This window comes from Faecalibacterium sp. 7, from assembly GCF_049562865.1.
GTDB lineage: Bacteria > Bacillota > Clostridia > Oscillospirales > Ruminococcaceae > Faecalibacterium > Faecalibacterium wellingii.
This window is the reverse complement of sequence record NZ_CP186911.1, coordinates 871,239-887,887: the sequence shown is the minus strand read 5'-3', so window position 1 is coordinate 887,887 and position 16,649 is coordinate 871,239. Positions and strand designations below refer to the sequence as shown.

Sequence of the window (16,649 nt, the reverse complement as noted above, 5' to 3'; positions counted from 1 at the left end):
TGTGGCACGGGACTTGTTATTTTTTATCGTAGGACACGCTGCCCACAGTGCACCGCGTCACAAGAAGCTGATTCAGATGCCGTAGAAACTCCCCCAGTCTCGCATTCGCTCGACAGCCCCCTCTGAGATGGGGCCTTTGTCATGGCGATAAAGTTTTCCTTCTCGCCAGAGGCTCCCTCCATGAGGGAGCTGGCACGGCGCAAGCCGTGACTGAGGGAGTTTTCTTCAATGACAGATAAACTTTATCCCCTATGCCGCTTTTCAAACAGCTTTGCGGGCTGCAGGCGGCGGGCAGGGTTCTGCCAGCGGCCCGGCTCCGGCACCGGGTCGTAGCCCCATTTGCCGAGAGGATTGCACCGGGCGATGCGCCATGCCCCCAGCAGGATGCCTTTGATGCACCCATGGGTCATGATGGCCTGCATGGTGTAGTTGCTGCAGCTGGGCGTAAAGCGGCAGCTGCGGCCGATCCACGGGCTCAGGGTGTACTGATACACCCGGATCAGCCCGCACAGCGCCTTTCTGCAGGCGTTTTGCAGCCCTGTCATGCGGTGGGCTCCGCCTTTTCCGCCTTTGCCCTGCGTGCCGGGGGCACTGTGGCGGGCGGCGGTGCATCCGGACGTTTGGCCTTATCGGGCAGACCGGCCTGTGCGAACAGCTTTGCCACTACGCTGCTCAGCTGCCAGCTCTTCAGCCGCGGGGTCATGCCCCGGGCCACAAAGACCAGATCATAGCCGCCGATGTTGTAATCCAGATGTTCGTCGATGGCCGCCTTCATTACGCGGCGGGCCCGGTTGCGCTGCACGGCGTGACCGATCTTTTTGGTGGCGGTCAGGCCCACGCGGGTCTTTTTGCCGCGGGTCTTCAGCACGTACATCACAAGGGCCGGGTTCACGTAGGACTTGCCGCGGGCATACACTCTGCCAAACTCGCTGTTGCGGCGGATGGGACGATAGCGCATGATTCCGCGCCTCCTTTCCGTGACTGGGAACGCACCCGGAAGGTGCATTCTTCAGCCAGTATATCAAAAATTTTTCTACTTTGAAAGCCCATGCGGGCAATTTTACAAAAATTCTTTCAAGAATCCGGCAGTTTTCCGTTTCTCAAAAAAAAATAAGACCGCCAATCCAGTATCAGCGGTCTTTTGTGCGCATATTCATTTCTGCGCCGGATCCCGTCATAAAGGCAGAGATCAGACAGTCAGGCTCTTGCGGCCCTTTGCACGGCGAGCATTGATGACCTTGCGGCCGTTCTTGGTGCTCATGCGGGTCAGAAAGCCATGAACTTCCTTGCGCTGACGCTTCTTGGGCTGAAAAGTTCTCTTCATGGTTGTATCCTCCGTAAAAACTTATCCCCGGTATGGGGTCTGATGCGGTCCCAGATTGGGGACAGGCTTGCAATTCAACAGTATATCGCATAGTATGGCGTTCTGTCAAGCATTTTTTTCGCTTTTCCGCAAACTTTTTGCGGATTTTTCTGTGAAAAGATTTTCAACTTTTTCACCATTTTGCCGTGGAAAACTCTATTGCCACAAGATATTGTGGCCCGGTTTTGCCCCGGACACAACGGCCCCGCAGGGGCTTTTCTTATGTATTATAAATTACATTATAGAAATATGGACGCACAGCCATTTTTGTGGTATACTAACCTGGTATCAGCAGCATTGTTGAAAACTTTAACGGAGTGGATGTTTTATGGATTCTTTCAAGGACGTTTTAGAGGCCGCGCAGGCGTACTGCAAAACGCAGATGGCCGAGCCGACCTATAATCTCTATATCGACGGGTTGGAGCCCATCAGCTTTGAGGACTCCAGCCACATCACCCTTTCGGTGCGCAACGACTTCATCTGCAAGATCGTGACGGACCGTTATCTTGGCCTGCTCAAGGAGGCCTTCAAGACCGTGCTGGGCTTTGACGTGGATATCACGCTGGTGGTGCCCAGCACCCCGCCCCACGAGGTGGTGCTGGCCCAGCAGTACGAGGCAAACCCCGCCTCCCCGCAGGGCAACTACGAGTTCACCTTCGAGAACTTCATCAAAGGCCCCTCCAACCAGTTTGCGTTTGCTGCTGCGCAGGCGGTGGCGGCCAATCCCTCCGGTGCCTACAACCCGCTGTTCATCTACGGCGGCTCCGGTCTGGGCAAGACCCATCTGCTCACCGCCATCCAGACCGAGATCAAGCGCACCCACCCCGACTTCGTCATCATGTATGTTACCTGCGAGCAGTTCACCAATGAGCTGATCGCCGCCATCCGCGCCGGCAGCACCGAGGACTTCCGCATGAAGTACCGCGTGGCAGACCTGCTGCTGGTGGACGATATCCAGTTCATCGCCGGCAAGGAGTCCACTCAGGAGGAATTTTTCCACACCTTCAACTCCCTGCACGATGCACACAAGCAGATCGTCATTGCCTCCGACCGCCCGGCCAAGGAGATCAAAAGTCTGGAAGAACGTCTGCGCACCCGCTTTGAGTGGGGCCTGACCGCCGACGTGCAGCCGCCGGATTTTGAGACCCGGGTGGCCATCGTCAAGCGCAAGGCAGAGCTTCTGCATCTGGACCTGCCCGAGGATGTGGCCGAGTTCATCGCCAACCACCTGAAAAACAACATCCGCCAGCTGGAAGGCGCCGTGAAAAAGCTGAACGCCTACTACATGCTGGAGGGCATCCAGCCGGTCATCAGCGTGGCCCAGAATGCCATCAAGGACATTCTCAACGAGACCCAGCCGGTGCCGGTCACCATCGAGAAGATCATCGGCGAGGTGTCCCGCACCTTCAACGTCTCCCCTGCCGACATCCGCGGCACCAAGCGCAACGCCAACGTTGCCTCTGCCCGCCGCGTGGCCATCTACATCCTGCGGGAGGTCACCGGCATGAGCATGGAGGAGATCGGCCGCGAGTTCTCCGGCCGTGATCATTCCACCATCGTCTACTCCCTCAAGACCATGGAGCGGGACATGAAGAACGACCAGCACCTGCGGGAGACCGTCAGCGACATCATCAAAAACGTGAAGGCCTGACCGGGGAAAACGGGGTAAAAGTCATACTCATTTTGACCTCTAACCCCAAAATATGGGGAAGAACCGGAAGAAAATGGGGAAAAATGGCCCATATCTTGTGGTAAAAACGCAAACCTTTCCACACTTTCCACAGAGTTTTCAACATTCAACCTGTGTTCTCCACATGGGCTGTGGAAAGAAGGGCTCCTTCTCACCTTTCCACGATTCATTCACAACACATTCACAATGCCGTGGAAACCCAAACCCCCGCATTCCGACAGGACTTTTCCAAGTTTTCCACAAGTTCCCCACACCCTACTACGGTTACTACAACAAGTTCAATAAGATAGACCGATCCGGAGACTGCATTCCAACCCAAAACAGCATCCGGACCCGGAAAACAAAGGAGAGAATTCAGTTTGAACATCGTATGTGACAAAGTTCTGCTGAGCGCAGCCATCGATGGTGTGTCCAAAGCCGTCACCATGCGTTCAGCGATCCCCGTTCTGGAAGGCATTCTGCTCAAAGCTGAGGGCTTCCAGCTCAACCTGACCGGCTACGATCTGGAAATGGGCATCGTGACCACCATCGAAGCCAATGTGAAGGAAGCCGGCGAGGTGGTGCTGAATGCAAAGCTGCTCAGCAGCATGATCAGCCGGATGCCTGCCGGTCAGGTAGCCATCACCTCTGCCGAAAACGGCAAGACCACCATCCAGAGCGGCGTCGTCCAGTTTGAGATCCAGTCCATGCCGGCCAGTGATTTCCCCGAGCTGCCCAACACCGGAGCCGAGGAGACCCTGACCATCAAGACCGGCGTTCTGAAAGATATGATCGATCGTACGTTATATGCGGTCAGTCAGGACGAGAAAAAGCCCGCCCATACCGGTGAGCTGTTCGAGATCCTGCCCGACAAGCTGACCGTGGTGGCACTGGACGGCTACCGTCTGGCCATCGTGGAGCGCCCGGTCACGGCAGTGAAGGACATCCGCATCATCGTGCCCAGCAAGACCATGACCGAGGTCTCCCACCTGCTGCCCAACGATGACGAGGAGCTGGTGCATATCAGCGCCAACCGCCGCTATGTGGTCTTTATGGCGGGCGGCTACACCATCATGAGCCGCCTGATCGAGGGCGAGTTCCTCAACTACCGCAACGTGATCCCCGCCGACAGCCGCACCCGCGTGACCATCGACACCAAGGAGTTCGTCGAGACCATCGAGCGCGCTTCGCTGATTATTACAGAGCGTTTAAAAAATCCCCTCCGCATCTCCTTTACAGAGGGTAAAGTCGTCGTCCGCTGCCAGACCAACCTTGGCCGCGTGGTGGATGAATTCAACGCCGACTGCGAGGGCGACGAGGTGGAGATCGGCTTCAACAACCGCTATCTGCTGGACGCGCTGCGCAACGCCCGCACCGACAAGGTCCGCATGGAGATCAGCGGCCCTCTGAGCCCGGTAAAGGTGCTGCCTGCCGAGGGCAGCGATTTCCTGTATCTGGTGCTGCCGGTGCGCTTCAAGAACGATTAAGAGGGATAATTTATGCAGAAAATTCTCATCCATACGGAGTTTATCAAGCTGGATGCCCTGCTGAAATATGCAGGCCTGTGCGAGACCGGCGGCGAAGCCAAGGAGCTGGTGCAGGGCGGTGCCGTGAAGGTGAACGGCGAGGTGTGCACCATGCGCGGCAAAAAGTGCCGTGCCGGTGACGTGGTGGAGCTGGACGGCCAGACCGTGGAAGTCGGGCAGGGGCAGTAATGCGTCTGCTGTCACTGGAAGTTGCGAACTACCGCAATATTGCGGCGGCGCAGCTGGAGCCGGGCCGGGAGCTGACCGTGATCTGCGGCAACAATGGTCAGGGCAAGACCAACCTGCTGGAGGCCATCTGGCTGCTGACCGGCGGCAAGAGCTTCCGGGGCGGCAAGGATGCCGAACTTGTGCGCCGCGGGGAAACATTCGCGGTGCTGGAAGCCGTCACCCAGCGCACCCGGCAGGAGGATCAGGAACCGGACGACCCGGCCAGAGTGCGCATCACGGTGGGCACGCCGGACGCGCAGCGGCCCGGACGGTATGCATCGGTGAACGGTGCACCGCCCAAACGGGCGGCAGGCCTTGCGGGCAGCTTTCCGGCTGTGGTGTTCGACCCCGGGCACCTGAGCCTTGTCAAAGGGGCGCCGGAAGGACGGCGGCGGTTTCTGGACGCGGCGCTGTGTCAGCTGTACCCCGGCTACCTTGCCACCTACCGCCGCTATGTGCGGGCATTGCAGCAGAAAAACGCGCTTCTGCGTCATTCTGCAGGCGGCACAGAGCGCCCGTGGGCAGAAAAATGTGCCCTGCTGGAAGTGCTGAACGTGGAGCTTGCAGCGCAGGGCGAGGCCATCCAGAAGCGGCGGCGGGAGTATCTGGCCCTGCTTGGCCCGCTGGCCTGCGCCAACTATGCCGAGCTTTCCCACGGGGCAGAGCGCATGGCGGTGCACTATGCCGCCCAGTTTGAGCCGGGCGGGTTGGCCGCACTTTTGAAGCAGCGCCAGAACGAAGAGCTGCGCGCCGGGCAGAGCCTGTGCGGCATCCACCGCGAGGACGTTGAGCTGCTGCTGGACGACCAGCCCGCAAAGGTGTTTGCAAGTCAGGGACAGCAGCGCAGTGTGGTGCTGAGCCTGAAAATGGCCGAAGCGGCTGCCGCTGCCCGGATCACCGGAGAGCACCCGGTGCTCCTGCTGGACGATGTGCTCAGCGAGCTGGACGAGGGCCGCAAGCAGTATCTGCTGACCCGCATGAAGGAAAAGCAGACCTTCGTCACCAGCTGCGATGATACCGCGTTCCTGAAAACGGACGGCGAGGTGTACCGCATGAACGGCGGTGTGCTGAGCCGGGCCTGACCGGGATAAATGCTGCAAAAGTCCATACAAAGCCCGTGCATAAACAGCGTTTTATGCATGAGCTGCCGGAATGAGGAAAATACTGTATGTATATTCATCTGGGGCGCGACTACGTACTGAATGACCGGGATATCATCGGCATCTTCAACTTGGAGACCACCACCATCACCCCCCGGGGCCGGGAGTTTCTGAACTATGCCCAGAAGAACGGCGCGGTGGTAAGCCTTTCGGACGAGCTGCCCCAGAGTTATGTGCTGGCAGACGGCGCGGTGGTGGATACGGTCTATCTTTCCGAGCTGTCCCCTGCTGCCATGCGCCGCAGAGCCGAAAAGATGGTGGAGTAAGATTTGAGGAAAACGGGCAGAAAACCCACAGAAAAAGAGGGATGGGAAAGCCCAGGAAATGCCCGGAAAGCCGCACCGTGCCAGCCGGAACGCCCTCTGCGGCCGGGGAGTAAAAACACAACAAAACTGCGAGAAAAAAGTACACCCTGGTGTACCGGTTCCCGCTTTGCTATCATTTGAAAAAACAAACGCAAAAACGAACAAAAGGGAGAAAGGAAATGGCAGAAGAAATCATTACCAGCACAAATGCCGAAACCGCTACCGACCATGAGTATAATGCCAGCGAGATCCAGGTCCTGAAGGGTCTGGAAGCGGTGCGCAAGCGCCCGGGCATGTATATCGGCTCCACCGGCGAGCGGGGCCTGCATCATCTGGTCTACGAGATCGTGGACAACGCCATCGATGAAGCGCTGGCCGGCTACTGCGACCACATCGAGGTGAAGATCCTCAAGGACAACATCATTCAGGTCACGGATAACGGCCGCGGCATTCCTGTGGACATTCAGGCGGATACCGGCCTGCCCGCCGTCACCGTCGTTTACACCATCCTGCACGCCGGCGGCAAGTTCGGCGGCGAGAACTCCGGCTATAAGGTGGCCGGCGGCCTGCACGGCGTGGGTGCTTCGGTGGTCAACGCCTGCTCCGAGTGGCTCACCGTCGATGTGCGCCGCGACGGCAAGGAGTACGAGCAGACCTTCCGCCGCGGCGACCCGGACGGCCCGCTCAAGTGCATCGGCACCGTAGCCGACGGCGTTACCGGCACCCGGGTCACCTTCAAGCCGGACCCGGAGATGTTCAAGGACACCACCGTGTACGACTTCGACACGCTGGAAAAGCGCCTGCGGGAGGAGAGCTTCCTGAACGCCGGTGTCAAGATCACCCTGACCGACGAGCGCGAGATGTATACCCCCGTGCTGGAGGACGGCAAGGAGGGTGACCCCTGCTACCGCACCGAGGTCATGTGCTACGAGGGCGGCATCAAGAGCTTTGTCACCTATCTGGGCGAGAAGCGTAAGCTGGACGTGCTGCACCCCAATGTCATCTACCTCAAGGGCCAGACCGACCGGGGCATGGCAGAGATCGCACTGCAGTACAATTCCAGCTACAATGAGCTGCTGCTGAGCTTTGCCAACAACGTCAACACCCCGGACGGCGGCACCCACGAGGAGGGCTTCAAGAACAGCCTGACCCGCGTGTTCAACGATTACGGCCGCAGCCACGGCCTGCTGAAGGACAAGGACGAGAACCTGTCCGGCGCAGACGTCCGCGAGGGCCTGATCTGCGTGATCTCGGTCAAGCTGCAGGAGGCAGAGTTTGAGGGCCAGACCAAGGCAAAGCTGGGCAATACCGAGATCCGCACTCTGGTTTCCAACATGGTCTACTCCAAGCTGATGGAGTTCTTTGAGGAGAACCCCGGCGTGGCAAAGGCCATCTTTGAAAAGGCCACTCAGGCTGCCCGTGCCCGCGCCGCTGCCAAAAAGGCCCGCGAACTGGTGCGCCGCAAGAGCGCGCTGGAGACCAGCCGGATGCCCGGCAAGCTGGCAGACTGCCGCGAAAAAGACCCCAGCCGCACCGAAATCTTCATCGTCGAGGGCGACTCTGCAGGCGGTTCCGCCAAGATGGGCCGCGACTCGGCCATTCAGGCCATCCTGCCGCTGTGGGGCAAGATGCTGAACGTGGAAAAGGCCCGCGCCGACAAGATCTACGGCAACGACAAGCTGATGCCGGTGGTGCTGGCGCTGGGCTGCGGCATTGGGGACGAGTTCGATATCTCCAAGCTGCGCTACGATAAAGTGTTCATTATGGCCGATGCCGATGTGGATGGCTCCCACATCTGCACCCTGATGCTCACCTTCTTCTTCCGCTATATGCGCCCACTCATTGAGCAGGGCCATGTGTATGTGGCCCAGCCGCCTCTGTTCAAGGTGCAGAAGGGCAACACCATCAAGTACGCCTACAACGATGCCGAAATGGCCGTGCTTTCGCAGGAGATGCCGGGTGCCAAGGTGAACCGCTATAAGGGCCTTGGTGAGATGAACCCTGAACAGCTGTGGGAGACCACCATGAACCCGGATAACCGCGTGATCGTGCAGATCACCATTGACGACGCCGAGAAGGCCGACGAAGCCTTTACCATCCTGATGGGCGATCAGGTGGAGCCCCGCCGCCGCTTTATCGAGACCAACGCCCAGTACGCAAAGCTGGACGTGTAAGCGTGCTCGCCCTCTCCGTCTTTGCTTCGCAAATCCACCTCTCCCAAAGGGAGAGGCCTTGGCAAAGAGATGACGTTTGCGTGGACTGCCAAGGGCTCCCACTTTGGGGGAGCTGGCGCGTAAGCGCCTGAGAGGGCGAGGCTGTTTTCCGAGAAAAAATCCCTTTCCTGTACAAAAGAGAGGGTCAAACCCTACGGAGGAAACAATGGAAGAAGATTATGTGATGATACCGGGCAGCGGAACCAAAAAGATCATCCGCGATGTGAAAAAGGAGATCGAGACCGCATTTCTGGACTACTCCATGTCGGTCATCGTGTCCCGCGCTCTGCCCGACGTGCGCGACGGCCTGAAACCCGTCCACCGCCGCATTCTGTACACCATGCACGAGCGCGGCAACGACCCCAGCCATCCCTACCGCAAATCCGCCGACACCGTTGGTGCGGTGCTGGGCTCTTACCATCCCCACGGCGACGCATCGGTCTACGATGCCATGGTCCGTCTGGCACAGGACTTCTCTCTGCGCTATCCGCTGGTGGATGGTCAGGGTAACTTTGGTTCTGTGGATGGCGACCCCCCGGCTGCCTACCGTTACACCGAGGCCCGCATGAGCCGCATGGCGGTGGAGATGCTGACCGATATCGAGAAGGACACCATCGACTGGGACCCCAACTTTGACGAGACCAAGAAGGAGCCCAGCGTGCTGCCCTGCCGCTTCCCCAACCTGCTGGTCAACGGCAGTCAGGGCATCGCGGTCGGCATGGCCACCAACATCCCGCCCCACAACCTGAGTGAGGTCATTGATGGCTGCATCGCCTATATCGACGACCCGGACATCGACCTGCCCGGCCTGATGGAATACATCAAGGGCCCGGACTTCCCCACTGCCGGCATCATCATGGGCCGCAGCGGCATTCGTGCCGCCTACGCCACCGGCCGGGGCAAGATCACCCTGCGGGGCCGCGCCACCATCGAGGAGACCAAGAACGGCCGCACCCAGATCATCATTACCGAGATCCCGTATATGGTCAACAAGGCCCGCCTCATTGAGAACATGGCCGATCTTGTCAAGGAGAAACGCATTGAGGGCATCACCGGCCTGAACGATGAGACCAACCGCAAGGGTATGCGCATCGTGGTGGACATCCGCAAGGACGCCAACGCACAGGTCATCCTGAACCAGCTGTACCAGTACACCCAGCTGCAGGATACCGTGGGCGTCATCATGCTGGCCATCGACCACAAGGTGCCCAAGGTGCTCACCCTGAAGCAGATGCTTCAGAAATACGTGGAATTTCAGGACGAGGTGGTGCGCCGCCGCACCCAGTATGACCTGAAAAAGGCCAAGGAGCGCGCCCACATTCTGGAAGGCCTGAAGAAGGCCACCGACATCGTGGACGAGCTGATCGCCACCATCCGCGCCTGCAAGGGCGGCATGGCAGAGGCCAAGGCTGCCATCATGGAGCAGTTCGGCTTTGACGACCCGCAGGCAGATGCCATCGTCAAGCTGCAGCTGGGCCGTCTGGCAGGCCTTGAGATTTTGAAGATCGAGGAAGAGCTTGCCAGCCTGCAGGCCAAGATCGAGAACTGGGAAGCCATTCTGGCGGATGACGCCCGTGTGCTTGCCATCGTCAAGGACGAGCTGCTGGAAATGAAGAAGCGCTTCGGCGACGAGCGCCGCACCGAGATCCAGTCCGTGACCGGTGAGGTGGATATCGAGGACCTGATCGCTGAGGAACAGTGCGTCTACACCCTGACCGAGGCCGGCTATATCAAGCGCCAGCTCAAGGCCACCTATCAGGCACAGCGCCGCGGCGGACGCGGCATCTCCGGCATGACCCGCAAGGAAGAGGACATCGTGCAGGAGATGTTCGTAGGCTCCACCCACGATTATGTGCTCTTTGTCACCGACCGGGGCCGTCTGTTCCGCATCAAGGGCTACACCATTGCCGAGGGCAGCCGCACCAGCAAGGGCAGCAACATCGTCAACCTGCTGCAGCTGGCCGAGGGCGAAAAGGTCACCAACATGATCTGCCAGTCGAAGGAAGCCGACACTGAGGGCGGCTTTGTGACCATGGTCACGAAGCAGGGCCTTATCAAGCGCACCCCGCTGGAGCAGTATGCCAACATCCGCAAGTCCGGCCTGATCGGCATTGCCCTGAACGAGGGCGATGCACTGGCATGGACCCGCCTGACCACCGGCCACGATATGCTCATCGTTGCCACCCGCAACGGTCAGGCCATCCGCTTCAACGAAGAGGATGCACGTCCCATGGGCCGCAGCGGCCACGGCGTGCGCGCCATCCGTCTGGCCGAAGGCGATGAAGTTGTGGGCGTGTGCATCTGCCGCGAGGGCGGCACGGTGCTCACCGTCACCGAGAACGGCAAGGGCCGCCGGTCGGACATCGACACCTACCGCATCACCGCACGCGGCGGCAAGGGCATCCGCAACTACGATGCCGCCAAGGATAAGGTGGCTGCGGTCAAGATCGTGGACGATGTGGACGATGTGCTGCTGAGCAGTCAGGAGGGTATCATCATCCGTCTGCACGCCAACGAGATCCCGCTGCAGAGCCGCTACGGCTCCGGCGTGCGGGTAATGCGTCTGGGCGAGAACGACAAGGTGATGGTGCTGGCCCGCACCGACCATGACGACGAGGCACAGACCGAGCAGATCGACACCTCCGACGCCGATGCCGAGCCCACCGCAGAGCAGCTGGCCGCCATGGAGGCCGCCGATGCAGCTTCTGCCGCCGAGACCCCGGAAGCGGACGATAAGAGCGAAGAATAACGAATAGAGGGCCAGCAGATAGCTTTCTCCGCGAACAGCGACGGGTTGCGGTACCCAGCAGCCGCATCGCATTCGCTTGCGTCTCGCTGACCGCGGCCCCAACGGCAACTCCCTGTTTCCGCCATTGGCGGCGGTCGTTGCAGTTGCAGAACCCACGGTTCCGCCCCATCGAGCAAAGCTCGCCGGGGCCCCACTTCCCGGTCATTCGCTGGAGAAACTATCTGCTGGCTTCCCGGACTGAAAATCCCCGCAGATGCCTTTGTGCTGTCTGCGGGGATTTTTTGCACTTTTCAGCGGCGGAAAAACAATGTATAATAGAAGCAGCATGTGTCGGAAAAACACGAATGTGAGAAGAGGAACAGAAACATGACAGAACAAAAGCGTCCGGAGATCAGCATCATCGTGCCGGTGTACAAGGTGGAAAAATATCTGAACGAGTGCATCGACTCCATCCTTGCCCAGACCTTCACGGATTTTGAGCTGATTCTGGTAGACGACGGCTCCCCGGATAACTGCCCTGCCCTGTGTGATACGGCAGCAGAAAAGGACAGCCGTATCCGGGTCATCCACCAGCAGAACAAGGGCCTGAGCGGGGCCAGAAATGCGGGCATTGAGATCGCACGCGGAAACTGGCTTTCGTTTATCGATTCGGATGACAGCATTGACAGAACATTCTGCGAAAAGCTTTATCATGCGGTAAAAAAATACGGAACAAAAATGGCTGTTTCCAATATTCTGTACCTTGAAGCGGATGGCTCGGTGAGCGTGTACAAGGATCTCCCTCTTCGGGATGAAGTCCTGACCCGGGAAGAATATGCCCATCGAATTCGCTCAACGCCGCTGGTTCATGCGACAACAAAACTGTACAGCCGGGATATTTTTGAAACGTTTCGTTTCCCTGTCGGAAAACTCTATGAGGATGCCTGCATCCTTCCTGACCTTCTGGAAAAAATTACGGAAACGGTGTGTGTGGCAGAACCTCTCTACCATTACCGCATCAATCCGGCAAGTATTATGCACAGAAAAGTGACCCTGAAAAATCTGGAAGAAGTAGACGTAAACTATGGGATGCTTTGCTGTGCACTGAAATACGGCAAAAAGGATGCGGCATACCTGCAGTATGCGATCATGAAAAGCTATTTCAAAAAGTTCCTGAAAAAACTTTCCCCGGAAGACCGGAATGACCCGAAGGTACAGCAGACCATCGATCTGATCCGCAAGGCGGAAACGGAGGTCAGGCAGGCCGGGGCGGATACCCTGCGCAATAAGCTGGAAGCGGCCGTGTGGTTCTGGAACAAAACCGTTTATTATCACCTGAAAGGCTGGGCCTGATCAGAAGTCGTGAAGGAGAGAATGTTGTGAGTGAAAAGAGAGCGGAGAGCCGCCCGGAGATCAGCGTCATCGTGCCGGTGTACAAGGTGGAACGATATCTGAACGAGTGCATCGACTCCATCCTTGCCCAGACCTTCACGGATTTTGAGCTGATCTTAGTGGACGACGGCTCCCCGGACGGCTGCCCTGCCCTGTGCGATGCGGCGGCAGCAAAGGACAGCCGCATCCGGGTCATTCACCAGCAGAACAAGGGTCTGAGCGGTGCCAGAAATGCGGGCATTGAGATCGCACGCGGAAACTGGCTTTCGTTTATCGATTCGGACGACAGCGTTGACAAAACATTCTGCGAAAAGCTTTACCATGCGGCAAAACAGGCTGGTGCAAAGCTGGTGGTCAGCGATATTCTGTACTTTGATGCGGATGGCTCTCTGAGCGGTTATCAGGAGCGTGCGCTCCGGACGGAGACCCTTTCACGGGAGGAGGCAGTGCACCGCATCCGGCTTACGCCGCTGGTCCATGCAACAACGAAGCTGTACAGCCGGGAACTGTTTGCGGAGCTTCGTTTTCCGATCGGGCAGAATTATGAGGATGCCCTTACGATCCCGGCAGTGCTGGAACAGGTAACGGATGTTGTGTGTGTGGGAGAGCCGCTCTATCACTATCGCTTCAATCCGAATGGCATCGTGCGCGGAAAAATCGGCCTGAAAAATTTGCAGGAGGTATACGCGAACTACGCTTTGTTCCAGTGTGCGCTTAAATATGGCAGGAAGGATACGGTGTATCTGCAGTACACCATCATGAAGGCTTTTTTCCGGAAGGTGGAAAGAAATCTGTCTCCGGAGGACAGAAAAAGTGTACAGATGAAGCAGGCGGAAGCCTGCCTGAAAAAGGCAGAGGCCGAGGTAAAGCAGGCAGGGGCATTTACGGTGCAGAACTGGCTGGAAGCAGAGCTGCGGGCAGTCAATGCTCCGCTGTATAACCGCTGCAAATATAAGATCCGGCAGACAAAACCGAAAAAATGCAGGTAAGGAGAAACCGTTGTGAGTGAGCAGAAGGTCAGAAACCGTCCCGAGATCAGCGTGATCGTGCCGGTGTACCGGGTGGAAAAATACCTGAATGACTGCATCGATTCCATCCTTGCCCAGACCTTTGCGGATTTTGAGCTGATTCTGGTGGACGACGGCTCCCCGGACGGCTGCCCTGCTTTGTGCGATGCCGCAGCGGCAAGGGACAGCCGCATCCGGGTCATCCACCAGAAAAACCGCGGCCTGAGCGGCGCCCGCAATGCCGGGCTGGACGCGGCAGAGGGCGAATGGATCGCCTTTGTGGATTCGGACGATATGCTGCTGCCGCAGGCGCTGGAAAAGGCCCACAGCACAGCGGAAAAGACCGGTGCGGACGTGGTACTGTACGGCTTTGCGTTCACAGACGAAAACGGCAAGGTCTATGATGGATGGGATACGACCCAGTACGATGAGGTCATCCCGCAGCAGGAGATCTACAACCGGCTGGTCATCGGCATGTATCAGTCCATGTGCAATAAGCTTTTCCGGCGGGAACTGTTCGACGGCCTGCGCCTGCCGGAGGGCAAAAAATTTGAGGACACCTACACCGCACCCCGGATCTATGAGCGGGTGCAGAAGATGGCCAGCATCCCGGAGTCGCTGTACCAGTACCGGCAGGTGCCGGAGAGCATCATGCACAGCAGTTATTCGGTAAAAACGCTGGACCGGGTGGAAGCCTGCTACCAGATGTTTCTGGGCATGTACCGGCATAACGCAGAGACCCTGTGCGAAGCCTACCGCACCGTACTGACCGCCCTTGTGGATATCTGGTGGCACCTGACCCCGGAGGAGCGCAGAAGCCCCCGGATGAAAGAGTGCATGGGATACGAACGGGACGCACGGCATAAGCTGTGGCAGGCCCGGGCCATCACCCTGCGGGGGATCTCGGATACGATCCGGTACACAAAATCGCCCACAAAGTATCTGGAACTGCGCAGAGAACGGCAGGCAAAACTGCAGAACCTGAAATGATGAGGAAGTTACCGTGAAAGAACAGCACCCGACCCGGCCCGAAAGCAGGAAAACCATCAGCATCATCGTGCCGGTATATAAGACAGAGCGTTTTCTGAACGCCTGCATCGCTTCCATCCTTGCCCAGACCTTCACGGATTTTGAGCTGATTTTGGTGGACGATGGCTCTCCGGACAACTGCCCTGCCCTGTGCGATGCCGCAGCGGCAAAGGACAGCCGCATCCGGGTCATCCACCAGAAAAACCGTGGCCTGAGCGGGGCACGCAATGCCGGGCTGGACGCGGCAGAGGGCGAGTGGATCGCCTTTGTGGATTCAGACGACACCATCACGCCGGACTTCTGCGCAAAGCTTTACCATGCGGCGCAGGAGGCCGGTGCACAGATGGCCGTGTGCAATTACCGGCAGGTGGACGAAGCCCTGACCCCCATCCGGGAGCAGTATCTGCATGTGCGGCGGGAGGTGCTGACCTCGGAGCAGGCGTTGGAGCACAGCACCCTTCTGCCCTACATGGTGGTGTGGAACAAGCTGTACCACCGCAGCATCTTTGCGCAGCTGCGCTTTGCAGAGGGCAAGCTGAACGAGGACACCCTGCTGATCGCCTACGCCTACGAAAAAGCAGAAAAGATCGCCAACATCCCGGATGCGATGTACCTCTACCGCAAGGTGGCGGGAAGCATCGTGAACAGCAAAGTCACCCTGCGCAATCTCGACCGGGTGGAGGCAAACTATGCGGTGTTCGAGTGCGCCCGCCGCCATGGCGTCACCGGCTCGCTGTGTGAGCTGTACTGGGTGCTGCTGCACTCGCTCATCGATGTGGGCTCCCACCTGACGGCGCAGGAGCGGAAAACGCCCCGGATGCAGCAGGCCCGGGAATATGAGCGCCGCGCCCGCCGGGCACTGCGGCAGGAGCATGCCGTCACCCCGCAGGCGCTGGGCAGTACCCTGTGCTTTATCCTTTCGCAGGACCGGTATTTTGAGACCCGCTGGAAAAACAGGACCTGAAGGCGATTGTTTCTAAAAACGGTTTCCACGGTTTGTCTGGACTTCCGGCGCGGGATATGCTACAATAACAGAACGATCACAAATACCCGTGGGGGAGTAGCAAGCGCCGGTTGCAGAAGGCGCAGCAAGTCAACACAATGGCCGGTGGTTTCGGTCTGGCTTGCTTTAATTTGCGAGACTCATGTGTTTTTGGCGCGCAGAATGCCGCCCGTGCACATGGAGTCGATGAAGAAAATTGACCCGGCTTCGGACGTGCAGGTGCGCCCGAAGCCGGGTTTTGTATTGCCCGATATTCTGGTCAGATTCAGGAGGCAGACAATATGGAATGGAGCTTTGTATTTTTTCTCAACAGCGCACTGCTGGGCGTGGGCCTTGCAATGGATGCGTTTTCGGTGTCGATGGCAAACGGCCTGCACGACCCCCGCATGAGCAGGGGAACCATGTGCAGAATTGCGGGCACCTTTGCCCTTTTTCAGGCGGTCATGCCCATGACCGGCTGGGTGTGCGTGCACACCATCGTGGAGATGTTCTCTTCCTTTGAAACATTCATCCCGTGGATCGCGCTGGCACTGCTGGGCTACATCGGCGGCAAGATGCTTGTGGATGGCATCCGGGGCGAGGAAGCCGAAGAGGCTGCAGAGCTCAGCGCCGGTGCACTGCTCATGCAGGGCGTCGCCACCAGCATCGATGCCCTTTCGGTGGGCTTTACCATTTCGGAGTACGGCTGGCTGATGGCTCTGGCGGCATCGCTCATCATTGCGGTGGTCACCTTCTTCATCTGCATGGCGGGCCTGCGCATCGGCAAAAAGTTCGGCACGAAGCTTTCCGGCAAGGCGTCCATTCTGGGCGGCATGATCCTCATTGGCATTGGTCTGGAGATCTTTATTTCCGGGGTGTTCTGAATATAAAAAGCCCGGAGCGTCTGCGGATGCTCCGGGCTTTTTGCTTGTGTTTTAACTCCCTCAGTCGCGGCGCACGCCGCGACAACTCCCTCGGGGAGGGAGCTAACCCTCTCAGTCTGCTCCCGATGGTCGCAGCCAGCTCCCCCGAAGGGGGAGCTTTTTT

15 protein-coding genes are annotated in these 16,649 nt (G+C 58.4%); 12 read left to right on the top strand and 3 right to left on the bottom strand.

The genetic code is table 11. The features are described from left to right. Window positions 1-242 precede the first annotated feature (242 nt). The 3 genes from yidD to rpmH form a co-directional block, all read right to left on the bottom strand. A complete protein-coding gene (gene yidD / locus ACKXF7_RS04455) occupies window positions 243-545 on the bottom strand; it encodes a membrane protein insertion efficiency factor YidD (RefSeq protein ID WP_423742252.1) in 303 nt (100 codons plus the stop codon). Beyond that, window positions 542-958, bottom strand: a complete 417-nt coding sequence (gene rnpA, locus ACKXF7_RS04450; protein WP_249237636.1) for a ribonuclease P protein component — start codon at window positions 956-958, stop codon at window positions 542-544. Before rnpA ends, yidD begins: the two co-directional genes overlap by 4 nt. A 231-nt stretch (window positions 959-1,189) precedes the next feature. Then, the gene (rpmH, locus tag ACKXF7_RS04445; RefSeq protein ID WP_005924258.1) at window positions 1,190-1,324 is read right to left on the bottom strand and encodes a 50S ribosomal protein L34; all 135 of its coding nucleotides are present in this window, start codon (window positions 1,322-1,324) and stop codon (window positions 1,190-1,192) included. Window positions 1,325-1,691: 367 nt separating this feature from the next. Between rpmH and dnaA the strand changes: the two genes are divergently transcribed. The 12 genes from dnaA (at window position 1,692) to ACKXF7_RS04385 (ending at window position 16,486) form a co-directional block, all read left to right on the top strand. Continuing rightward, window positions 1,692-3,014 (top strand): chromosomal replication initiator protein DnaA, encoded by a 1,323-nt coding sequence (gene dnaA, locus ACKXF7_RS04440; RefSeq protein ID WP_005937115.1) that lies wholly within the window; start codon window positions 1,692-1,694, stop codon window positions 3,012-3,014. Window positions 3,015-3,412: 398 nt separating this feature from the next. After that, window positions 3,413-4,519, top strand: coding sequence for a DNA polymerase III subunit beta (dnaN, locus tag ACKXF7_RS04435; protein ID WP_339394440.1), 1,107 nt, complete (start codon window positions 3,413-3,415; stop codon window positions 4,517-4,519). Between the two features lie 12 nt (window positions 4,520-4,531). Beyond that, window positions 4,532-4,747, top strand: coding sequence for an RNA-binding S4 domain-containing protein (locus ACKXF7_RS04430; protein WP_005929126.1), 216 nt, complete (start codon window positions 4,532-4,534; stop codon window positions 4,745-4,747). After that, window positions 4,747-5,868 carry a DNA replication/repair protein RecF gene (gene recF, locus ACKXF7_RS04425; RefSeq protein ID WP_423742251.1) on the top strand — a complete coding sequence of 374 codons (1,122 nt, stop codon included), beginning with the start codon at window positions 4,747-4,749 and terminating at the stop codon, window positions 5,866-5,868. The genes ACKXF7_RS04430 and recF overlap by 1 nt, the downstream gene beginning before the upstream one ends. 86 nt (window positions 5,869-5,954) lie before the next feature. After that, a complete protein-coding gene (gene remB / locus ACKXF7_RS04420; RefSeq protein ID WP_249237639.1) occupies window positions 5,955-6,212 on the top strand; it encodes an extracellular matrix regulator RemB in 258 nt (85 codons plus the stop codon). Between the two features lie 218 nt (window positions 6,213-6,430). Continuing rightward, on the top strand, window positions 6,431-8,425 hold the full coding sequence (gene gyrB, locus ACKXF7_RS04415; RefSeq protein ID WP_249237640.1) for a DNA topoisomerase (ATP-hydrolyzing) subunit B: 1,995 nt from the start codon (window positions 6,431-6,433) through the stop codon (window positions 8,423-8,425). Between the two features lie 205 nt (window positions 8,426-8,630). Continuing rightward, window positions 8,631-11,213, top strand: a complete 2,583-nt coding sequence (gene gyrA, locus ACKXF7_RS04410; protein WP_339394443.1) for a DNA gyrase subunit A — start codon at window positions 8,631-8,633, stop codon at window positions 11,211-11,213. Window positions 11,214-11,579: 366 nt separating this feature from the next. After that, complete coding sequence (locus ACKXF7_RS04405) at window positions 11,580-12,545, top strand: glycosyltransferase family 2 protein (RefSeq protein ID WP_423742250.1); 966 nt, start codon at window positions 11,580-11,582, stop codon at window positions 12,543-12,545. Between the two features lie 26 nt (window positions 12,546-12,571). Then, window positions 12,572-13,573, top strand: a complete 1,002-nt coding sequence (locus tag ACKXF7_RS04400; RefSeq protein ID WP_423742249.1) for a glycosyltransferase family 2 protein — start codon at window positions 12,572-12,574, stop codon at window positions 13,571-13,573. 12 nt (window positions 13,574-13,585) lie between these two features. Further along, the gene (locus tag ACKXF7_RS04395) at window positions 13,586-14,581 is read left to right on the top strand and encodes a glycosyltransferase family 2 protein (protein WP_423742248.1); all 996 of its coding nucleotides are present in this window, start codon (window positions 13,586-13,588) and stop codon (window positions 14,579-14,581) included. Between the two features lie 13 nt (window positions 14,582-14,594). After that, the gene (locus ACKXF7_RS04390) at window positions 14,595-15,584 is read left to right on the top strand and encodes a glycosyltransferase family 2 protein (protein WP_423742247.1); all 990 of its coding nucleotides are present in this window, start codon (window positions 14,595-14,597) and stop codon (window positions 15,582-15,584) included. Window positions 15,585-15,904: 320 nt separating this feature from the next. Next, complete coding sequence (locus ACKXF7_RS04385) at window positions 15,905-16,486, top strand: manganese efflux pump MntP family protein (protein ID WP_423742246.1); 582 nt, start codon at window positions 15,905-15,907, stop codon at window positions 16,484-16,486. The last annotated feature ends 163 nt before the right edge of the window (window positions 16,487-16,649 follow it).

Excerpts from the sequence above, each read along its gene's own strand:
- yidD (WP_423742252.1), bottom strand. The coding sequence starts at position 545 with ATGACAGGGCTGCAAAACGCCTGCAGAAAGGCGCTGTGCGGGCTGATC.
- rnpA (WP_249237636.1), bottom strand. The coding sequence starts at position 958 with ATGCGCTATCGTCCCATCCGCCGCAACAGCGAGTTTGGCAGAGTGTAT.
- rpmH (WP_005924258.1), bottom strand. The coding sequence starts at position 1,324 with ATGAAGAGAACTTTTCAGCCCAAGAAGCGTCAGCGCAAGGAAGTTCAT.
- dnaA (WP_005937115.1), top strand. The coding sequence starts at position 1,692 with ATGGATTCTTTCAAGGACGTTTTAGAGGCCGCGCAGGCGTACTGCAAA.
- ACKXF7_RS04430 (WP_005929126.1), top strand. The coding sequence starts at position 4,532 with ATGCAGAAAATTCTCATCCATACGGAGTTTATCAAGCTGGATGCCCTG.
- recF (WP_423742251.1), top strand. The coding sequence starts at position 4,747 with ATGCGTCTGCTGTCACTGGAAGTTGCGAACTACCGCAATATTGCGGCG.
- remB (WP_249237639.1), top strand. The coding sequence starts at position 5,955 with ATGTATATTCATCTGGGGCGCGACTACGTACTGAATGACCGGGATATC.
- gyrB (WP_249237640.1), top strand. The coding sequence starts at position 6,431 with ATGGCAGAAGAAATCATTACCAGCACAAATGCCGAAACCGCTACCGAC.
- gyrA (WP_339394443.1), top strand. The coding sequence starts at position 8,631 with ATGGAAGAAGATTATGTGATGATACCGGGCAGCGGAACCAAAAAGATC.
- ACKXF7_RS04405 (WP_423742250.1), top strand. The coding sequence starts at position 11,580 with ATGACAGAACAAAAGCGTCCGGAGATCAGCATCATCGTGCCGGTGTAC.
- ACKXF7_RS04385 (WP_423742246.1), top strand. The coding sequence starts at position 15,905 with ATGGAATGGAGCTTTGTATTTTTTCTCAACAGCGCACTGCTGGGCGTG.